Raw genomic sequence first — 18,187 nt, forward strand, 5'->3', positions numbered from 1 at the left:
ATCAAGCCCCGGTCTCCCCCTCATCAGCGCTCTCGGCGATGTCAGCGGCTTCCGGCACGAGGACCCGACCGGGGACCCCTCCAAGGCTTTCTCCGGACCGCTGTTCACCAACACCAGCGGGAAGCGTCACCGGGCTGTTCCGTTCCACCGACGGCGGCGCCACCTGGGTCCGGATCAACGGCGACCAGCACGTCGACCAGGCTACGGGCATGGCCTCATCGTGCCGGGGTGAAGCCGCCCCAGACCGAGAGGGCGCCGCGCGGACCGGTTGCGTCGACGCGGTAGCCGTCGTGTTCGGTCTCGCGCTTGCCGGCGGCGTGGTTGTACTGGCCGGCGAAGACGTGCTGTCCGGCCGGGACCGTACGGCCCGGCTTGAGGATCCAGCGGTAGACCACGGCTCCGCCTTCATGCTGCACGGTGACGGTGAAGTCGTCGGCGGGCAGCGTCCGCCAGCTGCCGGTGCTCTGCACTCCGCCGGTCTGCGTGATGCGCAGTTCCAAGGTGAGTGCGGTGAGCGGCTGGGTGGTCCTGAGGGTGATGTCGCTCTGCGCCCAGTAGGGGTTGCTGCCCGCGTCCAAGGAGCCGGCCGACCACAGAGGCCCGTCCTGGACGTGCGCGTTGCCGGGCCGGGCCGAGCCCGTGCCCCCTGACGGCTCCGGGCTGGGGCTCGTCGAGGAGGAGCGGTCCGGCGCTGCCGGGCCGCCGGTGGTGGGCGCCGACGGCGTCGCGTGGGGAGTCCAGGGCGCGGATGGCGACGCGGATGGCGCGGTTGGCGCGGCGGGGGTGGCCGAGATGTCCGGCCGGGCAGGCGGGGAGTGGACGATGGCGGCGACGGCGAAACCACCGCCCGCCAGAATGCCGGCCGCGGCGAGGGAGGCGAGCGCCACCCTGGGCCAGGGCCTCGCGCCGGACGACTCGCGGTGGCGGTCGGGCGCGCCGGACATGCCGCGTTCCACGCGTGCCAGGATCCGGGCGCGGTCGGGCTGGTGGGCCTCGGCGGCTGTGCGCAGCCGCCCGGTGAGCTCCTCGTTCAACGGCTCCTCCTCCCCGTCAACAGTTCCCCGGCTGCTCCCGTACTGCCCAGCATCCGTTCCAGTTCGGCCATCCCCTTCGAGGTCTGGCTCTTCACCGTACCGACCGATATTCCGAGCGCCAGAGCGGTGTCCTTCTCCGACAGGTCGAAGGCATGCCGCAGGACCACGCACGTCCGCTTCCGGAACGGCAACCGGGCGAGAGCAGTACGCACGTCCACCACGGCGGCCACGTCCGGGCCGCCCGACGACTCCGCACCGCGGGACCAGAACAGGGCGATCCGGCGGCGCTCGCGAACCGCGCTGCGGATGCGTGACCGCGCCAGGTTGGCGACCACGCCACGTGCGTAGGCGAGCGGGTGCTCGGCCTGGCGCATCCGGTCCCAGCGCTGCCACAGTGCGATCAGGGCGTCCGCGGCCAGATCGTCGGCACCGTCCGTCTCGCCGGTCAGGAGATGGGCGAACCGGGCGAGTTCGGCGTAGTGGCGTTCGAAGAAGTCGTGGAACTCCGCGGACGCGTCATCGAGGACCATGTCCGCCGGTCACCCCCTCCGAAAATGTGTGCGTTAACATCCGGTCGGCAGCGTACCAGCGCCCGGTCGATCCACACGCCCCGATGCGCCGCACCCCGGGTCCGCTCACCCGGCCGCGGTGCGGTTTCAGTGCGGGGCGAACTGGACCCGGGTCGGTTGTGCGACGTTCGGCAGCAGCGCGGTCCCGTCGACCGTCAGCTGCTCTCCGTAGATGTCGGTGATCCTCATCGCGCTGCCGCACCCGCTGCCGTCGGCGGAGAGGAAGTAGTTGTAGCCGGTACGGGGCAGCCTCCGCCAGCCCGTGGCGGTGCGTACCTCCAGTCGTGCGACCGGATTCCGGTGGTCGATCACCTGGATGCCGCACCAGTGAGGGCTTGAGCCGGTCTTGTACCGGATGGAGAGCGTGCCGGACGTGTGGGGGCTCAGCAGGCTCCAGGTGATCGGGATACGGCCGAGCTTGGGATCGGCCAGTTTCGCGAAAGCCTGTTCGCTGAGGTCCAGTTGTCCGGGTGTGCAGGGCAGTGGGCATTCGTTGGTGATCCGGACCGTGATCGAGGCGCCGCTCGCGGCGCGTACGCGTACGTACGCGCCGCACGCCCCGGACGACTCGTAGTCGGTGGTGTTCATCGCCGCGATCATGAGGTCGTCGCTCGGGCCGAACAGACAGGCGCCGTCGCCGTCGCCGGCAGCGTAGGCGGTGGCAATGCCCTTGTACGTGGTCCCGGGCTGGATGCGTCCTGCCGACGCTGCCGGGGTGGACGCCGCCGGTGGGGTCTTCTTCGCCGAAGGCCGGGGCGTCGCCGCGGTGGTCGCCCCGAGGGCCGCCGTCGGGGTTGCCGCGCCATGCGAGCCGTCCGCCGGGGGCGCGGGGCTCGTCGGGGCCGAGGGCGTGGCTCCCGCCAGGGTGGCGGCGGGGACCGCCATGTCGGCCCGGGCCCGGGCCCCGGCCTCGTCCTTGGGGCCGGGGAGCATGGCTGTCACCAGGCAGAAGAGGGCGCCCGCGGCGGTCAGCATCACCGCCGTTCCCCTCATCAGCCTGTGTCTCCGCCTGCGCTGCCGCGCCGCCTGCCGTGCAGTCTGCATGTCCGTCCGTTCGAAGATTCGAGTCGAGGTGCACTGCCTGGTCGCCGCAGGATGCGAAAAGGTTGCCGCCGGACCCGCCACCGAGCGGCGCACAGCTCGGCAGCGGCCCGTGCCGCGGTGTTCGGCGGGGCAGCCGGGCAACGCCTGCTGCAACTGGGCGGTGAGCGAGGCGAGACCGGGGCCGGCGTCCTGGACCATCGGAACGTTGCGGGAGCCACCTGAGCCCAGGCGGAGGTGGACGTAGAAGTGCGGGGAGCGGCCCCGGTTGCGACAGCGGACCTCGGCTCCGGGCGGCGAGGCTGCCCCGGCCGGGGCGGATCGCGTTCCCCGTGCCGTGTACCGTCAAGCCGGCCTCGTGGTCTTACCGGTGGAGCTGCCAGAGATCCGGCAGTGAAGGCACGTCCACTCCGTCGGCTGCCGGAACATCCGCACGTGGCATGGGTCTTGCACAGGTGGGTGGGCCCGGCGCCGTGGGCGGACCTTCACTTCGGCGCACCCGCGGGCTTCACGGCGGCGACGCGCAGCGGCTGCACGGGGAGGCCGTCATCGACGTCCGGCCGGACGCCTTCGACGTGCAGTCGAGGTACTTTCCGCAGGCGGTGACGCTGGAGATGGGCGGAACTCTCACCGTGCCGGCAGCCACCTCCGGCGGATCAACGAGTCCGACACCGGCCGCCACCAGAACCAGCGCGGCCAGGACCGGCTGGTCTGCCCGGCCGGGAACGGTGGTGCTTCTGCACCACACGAGTCTCGCCGGCGCGCGGGCGGAGCCCGCAGGGGGCGGGGCCGGGGCACGGTAGGCGAGGCACCCCTCCTCGTGCGGTGGCGGGCCGAGCCGAGGAGGGGCGAGGTCAGGCTCCGGCCTTGCGCTTGTTGTAGACGTCGAAGCCGACGGCCGCCAGCAGTACCAGGCCCTTGATCACCTGCTGGTAGTCGGTACCCACGCCGACCAGCGACATGCCGTTGTTCAGCACGCCCAGCACCAGACCGCCGGTGAGCGCACCGAGGACGGTTCCCACACCGCCGCTCGCGGAGGCGCCGCCGATGAACGCGGCGGCGATGGCCTCCAGTTCGAAGTTGATGCCGGCCTGCGGCGTACCGGCGTTGAGCCGCGCGGCGAAGACCAGCCCGGCCAGGGCCGCCAGGACGCCCATGTTCACGAAGGCGAGGAAGACGACCCGCTTGCTCTTCACCCCGGACAGCCTCGCCGCCGCCTCGTTGCCGCCGATGGCGTAGGTGTGCCGGCCGAGGACCGAGTTGCGCATCACGTATCCGAAGGCGACCAGCAGGGCGCCGAGGATCAGCAGGACGATCGGCATCCCGTGGTAGCTGGCCAGCAGCAGCGTGAAGGCCACCACGGCCGCGGTGATCGCGCCGAGCTTCACCAGGAACAGCCCGGCCGGGAGCGGTTCCAGCCCGTACGAGACGGCCCGCCGTCGTCCGCGCACCTCCTGCAGGATCGCTACGGCCAGCACCGACACGCCCAGCAGCAGGGTGAGGTTGTGGTAATCGGTGTGCGGGCCGACCGTGGGGAGGAAGCCGCTGCTGATGTTCTGGAAGCCCTTGGGGAACGGCGCCACGGACTGGCCCTGCAGGAGGATCTGGGTCCCACCGCGGAACAGCAGCATGCCGGCCAGCGTGACGATGAACGAGGGGATCCCGAGGTAGGCGATCCAGAACCCCTGCCACGCTCCGGCGAGGGCCCCGATCAGCAGCGCGACCACCAGCGCCACGGGCCACGGCATCTTGTGTTCGACCATCATCACCGCCGCGGCCGCCCCGACGAAGGCGGCGAGCGACCCGACCGACAGGTCGATGTGCCCGGCGATGATGACGATCATCATGCCGATGGCCAGGATGAGGATGTAGCCGTTCTGCTGGATCAGATTGGTGATGTTGAGCGGCTGGAGCAGGATGCCGTCCGTCCAGAACTGGAACAGCAGCACGATCAGCGCCAGCGCGACCAGCATCCCGTACTCGCGCAGGTTGCCGCGCAGCGCCCGGGCCAGTACGGCACCGGCCGACGATCGCCGGCCGGTTTCCGGGGCGCTGGGCGCGGTCTCTGGGGTGGTCTCGATCTGGGCCATGCCTCACACCTGCTTGTCGGGGTATGCCGCGCTCATGGTCATGAGCCGCATGATGGATTCCTGGGTGGCCTCGGCGCGGGTCACCTCACCGGTGATCCGGCCTTCGGCCATGGTGTAGATCCGGTCGCACAGGCCCAGGAGCTCGGGGAGCTCGGAGGAGATGACGAGTACCGCCTTTCCCTGGGCCGCGAGTTCGGCGATGACGGTGTAGATCTCCGCCTTGGCACCGATGTCGATGCCCCGGGTGGGTTCGTCGAGGATCAGCACCTCCGGATCGGCGAAGATCCACTTGCTGAGGACGACCTTCTGCTGGTTGCCGCCGCTGAGCTTGCCGGTCTCCGCGAACACCGACGGGGCCTTGATGTTCATCGTCCGCCGGAACGTTTCGGCGATCCGCGCCTCCTCGTGCCGGTCGACCCAGCCCCGCCGGGCCACCTTGCCCAGGGCGCTCAGCGAGATGTTCCGGCTGATGTCGTCGCCCAGGTTGAGGCCGAGCTGCTTGCGGTCCTCGGTCACGTAGGCGATGCCGTGCCCGATCGCCTCCGGCACCGTCCGGGTGCGGATCTCCCGGCCGTGCAGCCGCACCCGGCCGCCGGTCCACCGTCCGTACGAGCGGCCGAAGACGCTCATGGCCAGCTCGGTGCGGCCGGCGCCCATGAGGCTGGCGACGCCGACGATCTCGCCTCGACGGACGTTCAGCGAGGCGCCGTCGACCACCTTGCGCCGGTGGTCGATGGGGTGTTGGACGCTCCAGTCATCGATTTCGAAGGCGACCTCGCCGATCTGCGGGGCGCGCTCGGGGTAGCGGTGTTCCAGGTCGCGGCCGACCATGCCACGGATGATCCGCTCCTCGGAGATGCCGTCGGAACCGATCGCGATCGTCTCGATGGTCCGCCCGTCGCGCAGGATGGTGACGGCGTCGGCGACCCGGGCGATCTCGTTCAGCTTGTGCGAGATGAGGATGCAGGAGATGCCCTGGGCCTTGAGTTCGAGGATCAGGTCGAGCAGCTTGCGGCTGTCCTCGTCGTTCAGGGCGGCCGTCGGCTCGTCCAGGATGAGCAGCTTGACCTTCTTGGCGAGCGCCTTGGCGATCTCGACCAACTGCTGTTTGCCCACGCCGAGGTCGGCGATCCTGGTGTGGGGGCTCTCGTCGAGTCCGACCTGCCGGATCAGCGCGGCGGCGTGCGTCAGCGTCCGGTGCCAGCTGATGACACCCCGGGCGGCGTGCTCGTTGCCGAGGAAGATGTTCTCGGCGATGGACAGGTAGGGCACCAGTGCGAGTTCCTGGTGGATGATGACGATGCCGCGCTGCTCGCTGGCCCGGATGTCCCGGAACCGGCAGGGTTCGCCCTCGAAGCAGATCTCGCCTTCGTAGCTGCCGTGCGGGTGGACGCCGCTGAGTACCTTCATCAGGGTGGACTTGCCGGCGCCGTTCTCACCGCAGACGGCGTGCACCTCCCCTGTGCCGACGGTCAGGCTGACCTCGGAGAGAGCCCTGACGCCGGGGAACGTCTTGCTGATCGACCGCATCTCGAGAACGGGTCGGGCCATGGTTGTGCTTCCGTATCGTCGGGGCGGTGCGGTGCCGGGCGGTTTCCCGGGCGCCGCACCGCCGGTTCGGCGTCGCCGGACCGTTGGCCGGGCTCCGTGGGCTACTTGAGCTGGTCAGCGGTGTACTGGCCGCTGTCCACCAGGACCTTCCGGTAGTTCTCCTTGTCGACGCTGACCGGCTGGAGCAGCTGCGCCGGTACGGTCTTGACGCCGTTGTCGTACTGACTGGTGTCGTTGACCTCGGGTTTGCCGCCGGTCAGCAGTGCGTCGCCCATCTGGACCGCGGCCTTGGCCAGTTGGCGGGTGTCCTTGTAGACGGTCTGGGTCTGCTCGCCCGCGATGATCGACTTCACCGACGCCAGCTCGCCGTCCTGGCCCGTGACGACGGGAAGTGGCCGGCCGGCGCCGTAGCCGACGCCCTTGAGCGAGGAGATGATGCCGATCGAGATGCCGTCGTACGGCGAGAGCACGGCGTCGACGCGGGCGGCGGTGTACGACTTGCTCAGCAGGTTGTCCATCCGGGACTGGGCGAGACCGCCGTCCCAGCGCAGAGTGGCGATCTGGTTCAAGGAGGTCTGGCCGCTCTGCACGACCAGCTTCTTGTCGTCGATGTACGGCCCCAGGACGCTCATCGCGCCGTTGTAGAAGAACGCGGCGTTGTTGTCGTCCGGTGAGCCGGCGAACAGCTCGATGTTGAAGGGGCCCTTGCCCTCCTTGAGGCCGAGCTTGTCGACGATGTAACTTCCCTGGAGGACGCCGACCTTGTAGTTGTCGAAGGTCGCGTAGTAGTCGACGTTCTTCGTGCCGCGGATCAGCCGGTCGTAGGAGATGACGGGGACGTGGGCGTCGGCGGCCTTCTGCAGCACGTTGGTGAGCGAGGAGCCGTCGATGGCGGCGATCACCAGCAGCTTGGCCCCCTTGGTGATCATGTTCTCCACCTGGGAGACCTGGTTCTCCACGACGTTGTCGCCGTACTGGAGGTCGGTCTTGTAGCCCTTGGCCTGGAACTCCTTGACCATGTTGTTGCCGTCGTTGATCCAGCGCTCCGACGACTTGGTGGGCATCGCAATGCCGATGAGGCCCCCTTTGGCCTCTCCGCCGGCCCCGCCGTCGCCCGCTCCGTTGGCGCTCTGGCCGCAGGCTGCCAGCGACAGCGTGAGACCGAAGGTGACGAGGCCCGCTGAAAGCTTCCGCACACTTCCTCCAGTGATGTTCCGCGACCGGCACAGTGCGACCCGGCTGGGCGACCGGAAGCGGTCGAGCGGGGCCGGCCGGGATCCGTCTTCTCGCGCTGTGTGAAGTCGGGGGTCGCAGCGGCTCCGGCCTGGCGATACCTGAGTGTTAACGCTCACAAGTGCGCCGTCAAGGGTCTGTCGGATCACCGTTCAGTCTTCAACAACGGCGCAGGCGATCAGCCCCCGCGTCGGGAGCACCTGCGCACCGGGCACGGACGGGTACGTCGACCACGAGCAGCTTCTGCGGCCTTGGGTGAGGCGTTGGTCCGCGAGCACCCGATCACGGTCCTGAGCCGCACGCCGTGGCGTCCGGCCACCGCGGTACTGCCGCCGCGTCCGCTCGTCCGCCAACGCTCACGCGGCCTTCGTCAGCGGCCGGTGGCGTACCGTAGCCGGAGTCGAGGAGGGAAGTGCGAGTGGGAAACGACAGTGCCGGGACCGAGCGGCGCCACCCCGTGATGGCGGACGTGGCCAAATTGGCCGGCGTGTCCCACCAGACGGTGTCCCGTGTGCTCAACGGCGCCCCGCATGTGCGGCCCGGGACCCGGGAGCGGGTGCTCGCCGCCATCCGGGAGCTGGACTACCGGCCCAACTCCGCCGCCCGCGCCCTGGTGACCCGCCGCTCGCAGACTCTCGGCGTGGTCAGCTTCGAATCGACCCTGTACGGTCCCGCCTCGATGCTGCACGGCATCGAACAGGCTGCGCGCAGTGCGGGGTATTTCGTCAGCGTGACAAGTCTGCACTCCCTGGACGGCCGCTCGGTTCAGGAGGCTGTCGACCGCCTGCGCGACCAGGGTGTGGAAGGCGTCGTCGTGATCGCGCCCCAGATCTCCGCCGTCAGCGCGGTGGCCAAGCTCTCCAGCTCCGTGCCGGTCGTCGCGGTCGGACCGGGCAGCCAGTCGCGGGTTCCGATGGTCTCGGTGGACAACCGGTCCGGCGCCGAAGCGGCCACCAGGCACCTGCTCGATCTGGGTCACCGCACCGTGCACCACCTGGCCGGCCCGGCCGGCTGGCTGGAGAGCCGGCACCGCCAGGAGGGCTGGCGCGGTGCCCTGGAGGCTGCCGGAGCCCCCGTGCCGCGTGTCGAGCCCGGCGACTGGAGCGCGCGCGCCGGCTACCAGGCGGGCTTGCGGCTCGCCGAACTGGGCGACGTCACCGCTGTCTTCTGCGCCAACGACCACATGGCGCTCGGTCTGCTGCGCGCCCTGCACGAGGTCGGCCGCTCGGTCCCGGGCGACATCAGCGTGGTCGGCTTCGACGACATTCCCGAGGCCGCCTACTTCACCCCGCCCCTGACCACGGTGCGGCAGGACTTCGGCGAGCTCGGCCGCCGGGCCCTGGAACTGCTCGTCGAGGAACTGGAGGGCGTCGCGCACGCCCGTGCTCACGTGCGGATTCCGCCCGAGATGGTGCTGCGTCGCAGCGCGGGCCCCGTCACCCGCCGTTGAGCCGGCATCGTCGGTCCCGAGGCTGACCGCCCCTGCGGCCCACGCTCACTGCCGCGTCGGACACATTCAACCGAGGGCTCCGGCGATCCCTTGACAGGACTGATTGTTAACGCTAACAATCTGTAGTTACGAAAGATTTCCCCTTCAACTCCGCTGGAGACAATGCCGGTTTCCGGTGCGAAGGATGAGAATGTGACCTTGATCCCTGCCGTCCGGGGCTCGGACAGGTACGTCATCGGCATCGCCACCGACTTACCGCCTGCACGGTCCTGCCGGTGCTCGCTGACGGCACCGAGCTCGCCGAGACCACCGAGTGGGCCGCTCACCCGCACGCCTGGCCCAAGCTCTGGAAGCACCACACGGCCCAGGACCAGGCCGACCGCATCAACGCCCTCACCCACGCCCGCGGAGAGAAGCGGATCTCCCGCTACCGCGGCAGGATCTCCGCCGAGTGGCAGTACGCCAAGGCGCTCCTGGTCCTGGAGGAGGACCCGGCCGTCCATGCCGCCTGCGCGCGGTGGATCGAGCCGGTCGACTGGATCGTCTGGCGGCTCACCGGCGTCGAGAGCCGCAACGCCTGACACGGCCGGATGCAGGGGCATCTTCCAGGACGGCGGTCACCCGAGCGAGGAGTACCTCACCGCTCCGCACCCTGGGTTCAGCGACTTCGCCGGCACCCGTCTGCAGCACCCCCTCGCCCCGCTCGGCTCCCGGGTCGGCTCGCTCACCGTCCGGGCGACGGAGGGGACAGGGCTGCCCGGGGGCATCGCGGTGGCCGCCGGCACGGTCGAAGCGCACGTGGCCGCACCGGCCGCGCGGCCCCTGGAGAACGGTCGGCTCCTCGCCCTCATGGGCACCTCCACCTGCCACGTCGTCAACGGCGCCGCCCTCGCGTCGCCCCTTCCAAGCCGATGACGCCCGCCCGTACGGCGGGCGTCGGTCCCCTCCCTGCCGCGTTGAACGGAGTAGTCGCGTGTCGCGAGACGCACTCGTATCCCATGGTGAAGTGACGGTGACCCAGGAGACTGCCGCAGGGCTCCCGGACGGGCGGCGTATCACCCGCTGGACGTTCGGGTCCCCGGAGGGCGTGACGGCGGAGGTGCTCAGTCTGGGAGCCCGCTTGCAGGCCCTGCACACGCCGGACCGGGACGGGCGGTGTGCCAACGTCGTCCTGGGCTGCGAGAGCACAGCGGACCTGTTCGGGGAGGCTGCCTGCTTCGGTGCGACGGTCGGCCGCTACGCCAACCGGATCGCCGGCGGAACGCTGCCCCTCAACGGCACGACGCACCGGCTGGCGACCCAGCAGGACGGCCACACCCTGCACGGCGGACCGGACGGCTTCTCCACTCGCCTCTGGGACGGCGTGCCGGTCCGCGTGGGCAGGCGGGCCGGCGTCCGTTTCCGCATGGACAGCCCCGACGGCGACCAGGGATTCCCGGGCACCCTCACGGCCGAGGTCACCTACCTGCTCGGCCCCGACGGCGAACTCTCCCTCACTTACCGCGCGACCACGGATGCCCCGACGGTCGTCAACCTCACCAACCACATGTACGTCAACCTGGCCGGCGAGGGCTGTGGGACGGTGCTCGGCCACCTGCTGCGGGTCGAGGCCGCCCGTTACACCCCCGTGGACGCAGAACTGATACCGATCGGTCCGGCCGAGTCCGTCACCGGCACGCCGTTCGACCTCCGCGAGGCCCGGACGATCGGTGCCCGCATCACCGAGGAACACCCGCAGATCCGCCGGGCCGGCGATGGCTTCGACCACAACTGGGTGCTCGACGGCACCGGGCTCAGGAGGGCCGCCGTCCTGAGCCACCCTGCCAGCGGCCGCCGCGTCGAATGCCTGACGACGGAGCCTGGGCTCCAGGTCTACACCGGAAACCACTTCGACGGCTCGCTGACCGGCCGCTCCGGTCGCCCGTACTTCGCGTACGCGGGCATCGCGCTGGAGACCCAGCACTTTCCGGACTCGCCCAACCGGCCCGAGCATCCCTCGACCCACCTGCGCCCGGGGGAGGAGTACCGCTCGATGACGGTGTACCGCTTCTCGACCGAGTAGGGAAGGCTGCCCTCGACCGCTGACGCCCGCCCGGGGACGCACGGCTCACGGTGACCGGTACGGCCCCCGCGCCCCGCGTGGTCATCAGCCGTCGAACCCTGACCGTCGACTTCGACGACCACGCGGATCCCACCATCGTCGACGTCACCCGCACCAGCGGCGGCGCAGTGACTCAGGCCGATCCGGCGCGGCCCTCGCGGCCGAGCCCGCCGCTCCGCCGGCCGGTGTCCATGACCTGCGGCTGACGCTGCACGGCGGCTTCCGCCTGGCCGCCTTCAGCTTCACCGCGTCCGCGGGACGACCGAGGCCCGCAACCGCGAGACCGGCGGCCCGTCCGGGGGGCGGGCCGCCACCCCTTCCACACCCGTGCCCGTACCTGCGGGGCAAGGCTCCCTGTGGCCGCCGAGCTCCGCTACCTCGTCACCTCGCCGACCGGAGGAAGCCCCATGCCGCTCACAGACCTCGAAGCGGACGAACTCATCGGCTGCCGGCCAGAGTTGTCCGAACCGGCCGGCTTCGACGCCTCCTGGCGGCGGACCCTTGCCGAAGCCCGGTCGCACGACGCGGCGATCACGGTGGAACGGGTCACCGCCCAGTACCTGATGAGCACCGTCGAGGTCGATGACGTGCGCTTCCCCGGCTGGAACGGCGAGCCGGTGGCCGCCTGGCTGCTGCGCCCGCGCAACACGAGCGGACCGCTACCGGTCGTCGTCACCTACATGGGCTACAGCGGCGGTCGAGGACTGCCGACCGACCAGCTGTTCTGGTCCGCCGCAGGCTACGCCCCACCCGTCGTCGACAGCCGGGCCAGGGCCACGAGACCCCGGACCGGGGCGTGGGTGACGGCACGCAGTGGGTCGAGGGCTTCATGACCCGGGGCATCGACTCTCCCGAAAACTACTGTTACCGGCGATTGGTCACCGACTGCGTGCGAGCCGTGGACGCGGTCGCGGAGCTGCCCGGACTCGACGGCCATCGGATCGTGGTGGCCGGAGCCAGCCAGGGCGGCGGTCTGGCGCTCGCCGTCGCCGGTCCCGCCGGGGACCGCGTGGCGGCGGCCATGCCGGACGTCCCGTTCCTGTGCCACTTCCGCCGCGCTGCCGCGATCTGCGGCGAGGTCCGTACCAGGAGATCGCCAAGTACCTGAGCCGGCACAGCCGCCACTGGTGGAGCCGGCGTTCGCCACCCTCGCCCACTTCGGCGGCGTCCAATTCGCCCGGCGCGCCACCGCGCCGACGCTGTTCAGCGTGGGCTTGATGGACCCGGTCTGCCCGCCCTCCACGGTCTACGCCGCCTGCAATCAGTACGCGGGCGAGGACCGCGGCATGACCGTGTGGCCGTTCGGCGACCACGGCGGCGGCTGCGGCTCCAACCCACCCGTCCAACTGGCCTGGCTGCGCGAGCGCGGCTTGGCACCGGAGCTCTGACCGCCCTGTACCACCGGACCGGGCAGACCGCGCGAGGGTGGCCCGCGCGCCCGGCCGCTCCACTCACTGAGCCACGCCCCCGAGACCGAGGAGCCCGACAGACCCATGAGGTACCGCCCATGAGCACCCCGGCCTTCCCGGAACTGCCAGCCGGGTTCCGTTTCGGTGCCGCGACCGCCGCCTATCAGATCGAGGGCGTCCACGAAGAGGACGGCCGCGGCCCGTCCATCTGGGACACCTTCAGCCACACCCCTGGCCGTACGCTCGCCGGTGCCACGGGCGACACCGCCTGCGACCACTACCACCGCTACGGCGAGGACATCGCCCTGCTGCGCGGGCTCGGCGTCGACGGCTACCGCTTCTCGATCGCCTGGCCCCGTTTGCTGCCCGGGGGCACCGGACCGGTCAACCCCAAGGGCCTGGACTTCTACGACCGCCTGATCGACGATCTGCTGGCCGTCGGAGTCGCCCCCGCCGTCACCCTCTACCACTGGGATCTGCCCCAAGCCCTGGAGGACCGCGGTGGCTGGCGCGTCAGGGAGACCGCCGAGGCATTCGCGCGGTACGCGGCCCTCGCGGCCGAGCGCTACGGGGACCGGGTGGAGCGCTGGATCACCCTCAACGAGCCGTACTGCTCCGCCTTCGTGGGCTACGCCGAGGGGCGGCACGCACCCGGTGCCGAGGAGGGCCGCGGCGCGCTGGCGGCCGCACACCACCTGCTGGTCGCCCACGGCCTCGCGGTACGGGAGCTGCGCGCCGCGGGCGCCCAGGAGGTGGGGATCGCCCTCAACCTCGACCGCATCCATCTGGCCTCCGCCCTCCCCGAGGACCGGGCGGCCCTGCGCCGTGCCAAGGTCCTCCACAACGAGGTCTGGACCGAGCCGCTCCTAGCGGGCCGCTACCCCGCGCACGAGGCCGAGACCTGGGCCGGCCTCGCCGACGGCCCCTGGCGACTGCCGGGCGACCTTGAACTGATAGGCGCCCCGCTGGACTTCCTCGGAGTCAACTTCTACCGTCCCGTGACGTTCGCCGCCGCCCCCCACCGCGAGGCCGACCCCGAAGTGCGTACCGCCGTGGACATCGGCGTCACCGAGCTGGACCGGTACAGGGGCCGGCACACCACCATGGGATGGCCCGTCGTCCCGGACGCGCTCACAGAGTTGCTCCGCGAACTGCACGCCCGCTACCCGCGGCTTCCGCCGGTCTGGATCACCGAGAACGGCTCCGCTGAGGATGACACCGTCGGCCTCGACGGCCGGGTCCATGACACCGCGCGGATCAACTACCTGGCGGACCACCTCGCCGCCGTCGCCGACGCCATCTCCGCAGGGGTGGACGTGCGCGGCTACTACGTCTGGTCGCTGCTGGACAACTTCGAGTGGACGCGCGGCTACAGTCAGCGCTTCGGCCTGGTCCACGTCGACCACGACACCCTGACCCGGACGCCCAAGGACAGCTACCACTGGTACCGGGGCCTGATCACCGCGCACCGTGCGCAGGCGGAGGACCCCGCAGGATGAAGTTCACCGAAGGCTCCTGGCTGATGCGCCCGGGCGTCACCGCGGTCTCTTTCTGGGCCTGTCCGGCCCCGGCTTCCGGAGCCACGACATCGGGGGCTTCGAGGGCACCCCGACCTCCACCGTTCAAGCGCCGGGTGCAGTTCGGCCTCCCGGCGGATTCCTCGTGCGGAGCCGGGCCGTGGAACGCCGCGGCCCGGCTCATTGGATCACCGGCTCAGCGGGCGCCGAGGAGGTGTTCGAGGGCGAGCTGGTCGAGTTGTTCGAAGGCCATGCCGCGGCGGGCGGCGGCCTCGACGTCGAAGTCGTCGAAGGCGGACCGGTCGGTGAGGAGACCGGCCAGGCCGTCCTCGGCGGTGGGGAGGGCGAGTTCGGGCAGTCGGGAGGCGGCGAGCGCGGCCTGGACCTCCGGATCGGACCGGAAGGCGCGGGAACGCTCGGCCAGAATCAGGTAGTTGCGCATGCAGGCGGCCGCCGAGGCCCAGACCCCGCCGGAATCCTCGGTGCGCGGCGGCTTGAAGTCGAAGTGGCGGGGGCCGTCGTAGCCGGCCGACTCCAGCAGGTCGACCAGCCAGAAGGCCTGGCGCAGGTCGCCCGCGCCGAAGCGCAGGTCCTGGTCGTACTTGATGCCGGACTGGCCGTTGAGGTCGATGTGGAACAGCTTGCCGTGCCACAGGGCCTGGGCGATGCCGTGCGGGAAGTTCAGCCCGGCCATCTGCTCGTGGCCGACCTCCGGGTTGAGGCCGACCCGCTCGGGCCGGTCCAACTCGGTGATGAACGCCAGGGCGTGGCCGATGGTGGGCAGGAGGATGTCGCCCCGCGGCTCGTTCGGCTTGGGCTCGATCGCGAAGCGCAGGTCGTAGCCCTGGCTGTCGACGTACTCGCCCAGCAGGTCGAAGGCCTCCTTCAGCCGGTCGAGGGCGGTGCGCACGTCCTTGGCCGCGCCCGACTCGGCGCCCTCGCGGCCGCCCCACGCGACGTAGACCGAGGCGCCGAGTTCCACGGCCAGGTCGATGTTGCGGATCGTCTTGCGCAGCGCGTACCGGCGGACGTCCCGGTCGTTGGCGGTGAAGGCGCCGTCCTTGAAGACCGGGTGGGTGAAGAGGTTGGTGGTGGCCATCGGCACCTTCAACCCGGCCGTGTCGAGTGCGGTCCGGAAGCGCTTGACCGCCTGCTCGCGTGCGGTGTCGCCGGCCGCGAAGGGGATCAGGTCGTCGTCGTGGAACGTGACGCCGTAGGCGCCGAGCCCGGCCAGCCGCTCCACGGTCTCGACCGGGTCGAGGGCGGGCCGGGTGGCGTCGCCGAAGGGGTCCCGGCCCTGCCAGCCGACGGTCCACAGGCCGAAGGTGAACCTGTGCGCGGGAGTGGGGACGAGCGGGTCGCTGGTCATGAGGCGCTCCGGATCCGGGCCGAGGGCTATTTGTAATGACGGAAAACAAATTAGTATGCGGAGACGCCAGAAGGAACCCCACCGGAGGAACGCATGGCTGCTCAGCGTGTCGTGATCGGCGTCGACAGCTCGACCCAGTCCACCAAGGCCCTCGCCGTCGATCTGGAGACAGGCGCCGTTCTGGGCGAGGGCCGCGCCGCGCACGCCGTCAGCGTGGGCGCCGGACGCGAGAGCGACCCCGAAGAGTGGTGGCGGGCGCTCGGCGCGGCCGTGGCGGGCACCGGCTGGGCGGATCGCGTCGCCGCATGCTCGATCGCCGGCCAGCAGCACGGCCTGGTCACCCTCGACCCGGCCGGCCGGCCGGTGCGCCCGGCGCTGCTGTGGAACGACGTCCGCTCCGCCCCGCAGGCCACCGAACTCGCAGCCGCCTTCGGCGCGGCAGAGCTCGCCCGCCGCACCGGCAGCGTCCCGACGGCCGCCTTCACCTCCGCCAAGTGGGCCTGGCTGCGCGCGAACGAGCCTGCCGCCGCCGACCGCGTCACCGCGGTCCGGCTTCCCCACGACTTCCTGACGGAGCGGCTGACCGGCGAGGCGGTGACGGACCGCGGTGACGCCTCGGGAACCGGCTGGTGGGGCCCGGACGGCTACGACCAGGAGGTCCTCGCCCGGATCGGACTCGACTCCGAGCTGCTGCCGGAGGTTCTCCCGCCGGGCGCCCGGGCGGGCCTCGTCCGCGCCGGGATGCCCCTGCGCGAGGGCGCGCTGATGGCCAGCGGGACCGGGGACAACATGGCCGCCGCCCTCGGGCTGGGCCTGACCCCCGGACGACCGGTGCTGAGCCTCGGTACCTCCGGCACCGTCTACGCCGTCGGCCGGACGCGGCCCGCCGACCCGAGCGGAACCGTGGCCGGCTTCGCCGATGCGCTCGGCGGCTGGCTGCCGCTCGCCTGCACGCTCAATTGTGCCCTCGCCGTCGACCGCTTCGCCGCCCTCGTCGGCCGCGACCGCGAGGCAGTCGAAGAAGGCGGCACGGTGGTGGTGCTTCCCTACCTCGACGGCGAGCGCACCCCGGACCTCCCGGGCGCCTCCGGCCTGGTCCACGGTCTGCGCCACGACACCACACCGGGACAGCTGCTCCAGGCCGCCTACGACGGCGCCGCCCACGCCCTGCTCACGGCGCTGGGCGGCGTACTGCTCGTCGGAGGCGAGGACCCCGCCCCCGACGAACCCCTGCTGCTGATCGGCGGCGGAGCCCGCGGCGCGGCCTGGCAGCGGACCGTCCTGCGACTGTCCGGCCGAGCGGTCCAGGTGCCCGCGGCCCGGGAACTGGTCGCGCTCGGGGCCGCCGCCCAGGCCGCCGCCCTGCTCACCGGTGAGCCGGCCGACGCCGTTGCCCGGCGCTGGCGGACCGCCGAGGGCCGGGTACTGGAGCCCGTACCCCGGGACGACGAGACGCTCGGACGGATCACCAGTACGCTGCGGCGGGCGCGGGCGCTGCAGGAGGTGTCGCCGGAAGAACGATAGGAGGGTCGGCTTCAATGGCGGGGATCGGCAGGGCGGGCGGGGGCGTGGAGGACGCGCCCGCCTCGCAGCAGGGGATGCGTCGGCAGAACCTCGCGGTGGTGATCGGCGCGGTCGCCGCGCACGGCCCGCTCTCCCGGGCGGACGTCGCCGGGCGCACGGGCCTGACCAGGCCGGCCGTCTCCTCCATGGTCGACGAGCTCATCGGCCGCGGCGCGCTGACCGAGACGGAGACCGCGCCCAGCGGACGCGTCGGCCGCCCCGGGCGGGCCCTGGCCCTGAACGACCGGGGTCCCGCCGGCCTCGGCCTGGAGATCGGCGTCACCCATCTCGCCGCGTGCGTCGTGGACCTGCGCGGTGAACCCCGGGTGTGGCGTCGGGTGGAGCGGGCCAACGCGGGCCGGCCGGCCGGGCAGGTACTGGCGGAGGCCGCCGCGCTGGGCGTCGATGCGGAGTCCGAGGCCGCCGCACTCGGCCTGCGTGTCGAAGGCCGCGTCCTGGCCGTGCCGGGGGTGGTGCCGAACGCGCCGGGCGGGCTGGTCGAGAACGCCCCCAACCTCGGCTGGCGGGCCGTCCGACCCGCCGACCACTGGCCGGACCCCGCCGCCGTGCCCGAGCCGGAGAACGAGGCCAACCTCGGGGCGCTGGCCGAGCAGTGGCACCAGGGACACACCGCCGAGACCTTCGTCCACGTCTCCGCCGAGGCCGGAATCGGCGCCGCACTGGTCATCGGCGGGCAGCTGTTCCGGGGCGCCCGCGGTTTCGCGGGCGAACTGGGCCACCTCCCCGTCCACCCGGAGGGCGCACCGTGTCCCTGCGGGGCACGCGGCTGCCTGGAGCAGTACGCGGGTGAAGCGGCCGTACTGCGCGAGGCCGGGCTGGGAGGCGCCGGCGACCCGGTGGCCCTGCTGGCCGAGCGTGCAGCCGCGGGGGACGCGGCGACCCTGCACGCCCTGGACCGCGCCGGTCGGGCCCTGGGCCTCGCCCTCGCCTCGGCGGTGAACCTCATCGACCCGGACGGCCTCGTTCTGGGTGGCGCCTACGCCGAACTCGCCGACTGGCTCCTTCCGCCGGTACGCGCCGAACTCGCCGCCCGGGTCACCGTCCGGCCCTGGACCCCGGAGGCGGTACGGCCCTCCGCCCTGGGCCGGCGCGGACCGGTGCTGGGCGCGGCATGGTCGACCGTCCGACAGATCATCGCCGATCCCACCCGCCTGCCGGCCCGCTAGCGCCGCGACCGCGCGGGTCCGCCGGGCGGGTGGCCGCCAACCGGTGATCCGCCTTCACACCGGCCACGCCGGT

At 71.7% G+C, this 18,187-nt stretch carries 14 protein-coding genes and 4 pseudogenes; 11 read left to right on the plus strand and 7 right to left on the minus strand.

Features of this window, described 5'->3' with window-relative positions:
- Positions 1 to 215 precede the first annotated feature (215 nt).
- The 3 genes from ABTY04_RS10555 to ABTY04_RS10565 all read right to left on the minus strand — a co-directional run bounded on the left by ABTY04_RS10555 (position 216) and on the right by ABTY04_RS10565 (position 2,596).
- Positions 216 to 1,034: a hypothetical protein gene (locus tag ABTY04_RS10555; RefSeq protein WP_352212963.1), complete on the minus strand. Its 819-nt coding sequence runs from the start codon at positions 1,032 to 1,034 to the stop codon at positions 216 to 218.
- Positions 1,031 to 1,564 (minus strand): SigE family RNA polymerase sigma factor, encoded by a 534-nt coding sequence (locus ABTY04_RS10560; protein WP_352212964.1) that lies wholly within the window; start codon positions 1,562 to 1,564, stop codon positions 1,031 to 1,033. Before ABTY04_RS10560 ends, ABTY04_RS10555 begins: the two co-directional genes overlap by 4 nt.
- 126 nt (positions 1,565 to 1,690) lie before the next feature.
- On the minus strand, positions 1,691 to 2,596 hold the full coding sequence (locus tag ABTY04_RS10565; protein ID WP_352212965.1) for an expansin EXLX1 family cellulose-binding protein: 906 nt from the start codon (positions 2,594 to 2,596) through the stop codon (positions 1,691 to 1,693).
- 459 nt (positions 2,597 to 3,055) lie between these two features.
- Between ABTY04_RS10565 and ABTY04_RS41125 the strand changes: the two are divergent.
- Positions 3,056 to 3,411: pseudogene (locus ABTY04_RS41125) on the plus strand (phytanoyl-CoA dioxygenase family protein); the annotation flags it as partial.
- 87 nt (positions 3,412 to 3,498) lie between these two features.
- Here the strand turns inward: ABTY04_RS41125 and mmsB are convergent.
- The 3 genes from mmsB to chvE form a co-directional block, all read right to left on the minus strand.
- On the minus strand, positions 3,499 to 4,734 hold the full coding sequence (gene mmsB / locus ABTY04_RS10575) for a multiple monosaccharide ABC transporter permease (RefSeq protein ID WP_352212966.1): 1,236 nt from the start codon (positions 4,732 to 4,734) through the stop codon (positions 3,499 to 3,501).
- Positions 4,735 to 4,737: 3 nt separating this feature from the next.
- Positions 4,738 to 6,285: a multiple monosaccharide ABC transporter ATP-binding protein gene (mmsA, locus tag ABTY04_RS10580; protein WP_352212967.1), complete on the minus strand. Its 1,548-nt coding sequence runs from the start codon at positions 6,283 to 6,285 to the stop codon at positions 4,738 to 4,740.
- Between the two features lie 101 nt (positions 6,286 to 6,386).
- Positions 6,387 to 7,481: a multiple monosaccharide ABC transporter substrate-binding protein gene (gene chvE, locus ABTY04_RS10585; RefSeq protein ID WP_352212968.1), complete on the minus strand. Its 1,095-nt coding sequence runs from the start codon at positions 7,479 to 7,481 to the stop codon at positions 6,387 to 6,389.
- Between the two features lie 455 nt (positions 7,482 to 7,936).
- Between chvE and ABTY04_RS10590 the strand changes: the two genes are divergently transcribed.
- The 8 genes and pseudogenes from ABTY04_RS10590 to ABTY04_RS41130 form a co-directional block, all read left to right on the plus strand.
- Entirely contained in the window at positions 7,937 to 8,968 is a 1,032-nt protein-coding gene (locus ABTY04_RS10590; RefSeq protein WP_352212969.1) for a LacI family DNA-binding transcriptional regulator, read from the plus strand.
- 231 nt (positions 8,969 to 9,199) lie between these two features.
- Positions 9,200 to 9,862 (plus strand): annotated as a pseudogene (locus ABTY04_RS10595) (ribulokinase); the annotation flags it as partial.
- A gap of 118 nt (positions 9,863 to 9,980) precedes the next feature.
- Positions 9,981 to 11,030 (plus strand): aldose epimerase family protein, encoded by a 1,050-nt coding sequence (locus ABTY04_RS10600; RefSeq protein WP_352212970.1) that lies wholly within the window; start codon positions 9,981 to 9,983, stop codon positions 11,028 to 11,030.
- Between the two features lie 50 nt (positions 11,031 to 11,080).
- Positions 11,081 to 11,275 (plus strand): hypothetical protein, encoded by a 195-nt coding sequence (locus ABTY04_RS10605; RefSeq protein WP_352212971.1) that lies wholly within the window; start codon positions 11,081 to 11,083, stop codon positions 11,273 to 11,275.
- A 201-nt stretch (positions 11,276 to 11,476) separates the two neighbouring features.
- A pseudogene (locus ABTY04_RS10610) lies at positions 11,477 to 12,177 on the plus strand (acetylxylan esterase).
- Between the two features lie 19 nt (positions 12,178 to 12,196).
- On the plus strand, positions 12,197 to 12,457 hold the full coding sequence (locus ABTY04_RS10615) for an acetylxylan esterase (protein WP_352212972.1): 261 nt from the start codon (positions 12,197 to 12,199) through the stop codon (positions 12,455 to 12,457).
- Between the two features lie 119 nt (positions 12,458 to 12,576).
- Positions 12,577 to 13,977 (plus strand): GH1 family beta-glucosidase, encoded by a 1,401-nt coding sequence (locus tag ABTY04_RS10620; protein ID WP_352212973.1) that lies wholly within the window; start codon positions 12,577 to 12,579, stop codon positions 13,975 to 13,977.
- Positions 13,978 to 14,020: 43 nt separating this feature from the next.
- A pseudogene (locus ABTY04_RS41130) lies at positions 14,021 to 14,204 on the plus strand (hypothetical protein); the annotation flags it as partial.
- Here the strand turns inward: ABTY04_RS41130 and xylA are convergent.
- Positions 14,192 to 15,364, minus strand: a complete 1,173-nt coding sequence (gene xylA, locus ABTY04_RS10625) for a xylose isomerase (protein ID WP_352212974.1) — start codon at positions 15,362 to 15,364, stop codon at positions 14,192 to 14,194. The pseudogene ABTY04_RS41130 and the gene xylA overlap by 13 nt on opposite strands.
- 93 nt (positions 15,365 to 15,457) lie before the next feature.
- Between xylA and xylB the strand changes: the two genes are divergently transcribed.
- Positions 15,458 to 16,888 carry a xylulokinase gene (gene xylB, locus ABTY04_RS10630; RefSeq protein ID WP_352212975.1) on the plus strand — a complete coding sequence of 477 codons (1,431 nt, stop codon included), beginning with the start codon at positions 15,458 to 15,460 and terminating at the stop codon, positions 16,886 to 16,888.
- A gap of 14 nt (positions 16,889 to 16,902) precedes the next feature.
- A complete protein-coding gene (locus ABTY04_RS10635) occupies positions 16,903 to 18,114 on the plus strand; it encodes an ROK family protein (protein WP_352212976.1) in 1,212 nt (403 codons plus the stop codon).
- Positions 18,115 to 18,187 lie beyond the last annotated feature (73 nt).

This window comes from Streptomyces sp. NPDC097981 (assembly GCF_040302565.1).
Lineage (GTDB): Bacteria > Actinomycetota > Actinomycetes > Streptomycetales > Streptomycetaceae > Streptomyces.

What these genes read in the sequence shown, in the direction of transcription:
- ABTY04_RS10560 (WP_352212964.1), bottom strand. Translation starts at nt 1,564, where the DNA reads ATGGTCCTCGATGACGCGTCCGCGGAGTTCCACGACTTCTTCGAACGC.
- ABTY04_RS10565 (WP_352212965.1), bottom strand. Translation starts at nt 2,596, where the DNA reads ATGAGGGGAACGGCGGTGATGCTGACCGCCGCGGGCGCCCTCTTCTGC.
- mmsB (WP_352212966.1), bottom strand. Translation starts at nt 4,734, where the DNA reads ATGGCCCAGATCGAGACCACCCCAGAGACCGCGCCCAGCGCCCCGGAA.
- mmsA (WP_352212967.1), bottom strand. Translation starts at nt 6,285, where the DNA reads ATGGCCCGACCCGTTCTCGAGATGCGGTCGATCAGCAAGACGTTCCCC.
- ABTY04_RS10620 (WP_352212973.1), top strand. Translation starts at nt 12,577, where the DNA reads ATGAGCACCCCGGCCTTCCCGGAACTGCCAGCCGGGTTCCGTTTCGGT.
- xylA (WP_352212974.1), bottom strand. Translation starts at nt 15,364, where the DNA reads ATGACCAGCGACCCGCTCGTCCCCACTCCCGCGCACAGGTTCACCTTC.
- xylB (WP_352212975.1), top strand. Translation starts at nt 15,458, where the DNA reads ATGGCTGCTCAGCGTGTCGTGATCGGCGTCGACAGCTCGACCCAGTCC.
- ABTY04_RS10635 (WP_352212976.1), top strand. Translation starts at nt 16,903, where the DNA reads ATGGCGGGGATCGGCAGGGCGGGCGGGGGCGTGGAGGACGCGCCCGCC.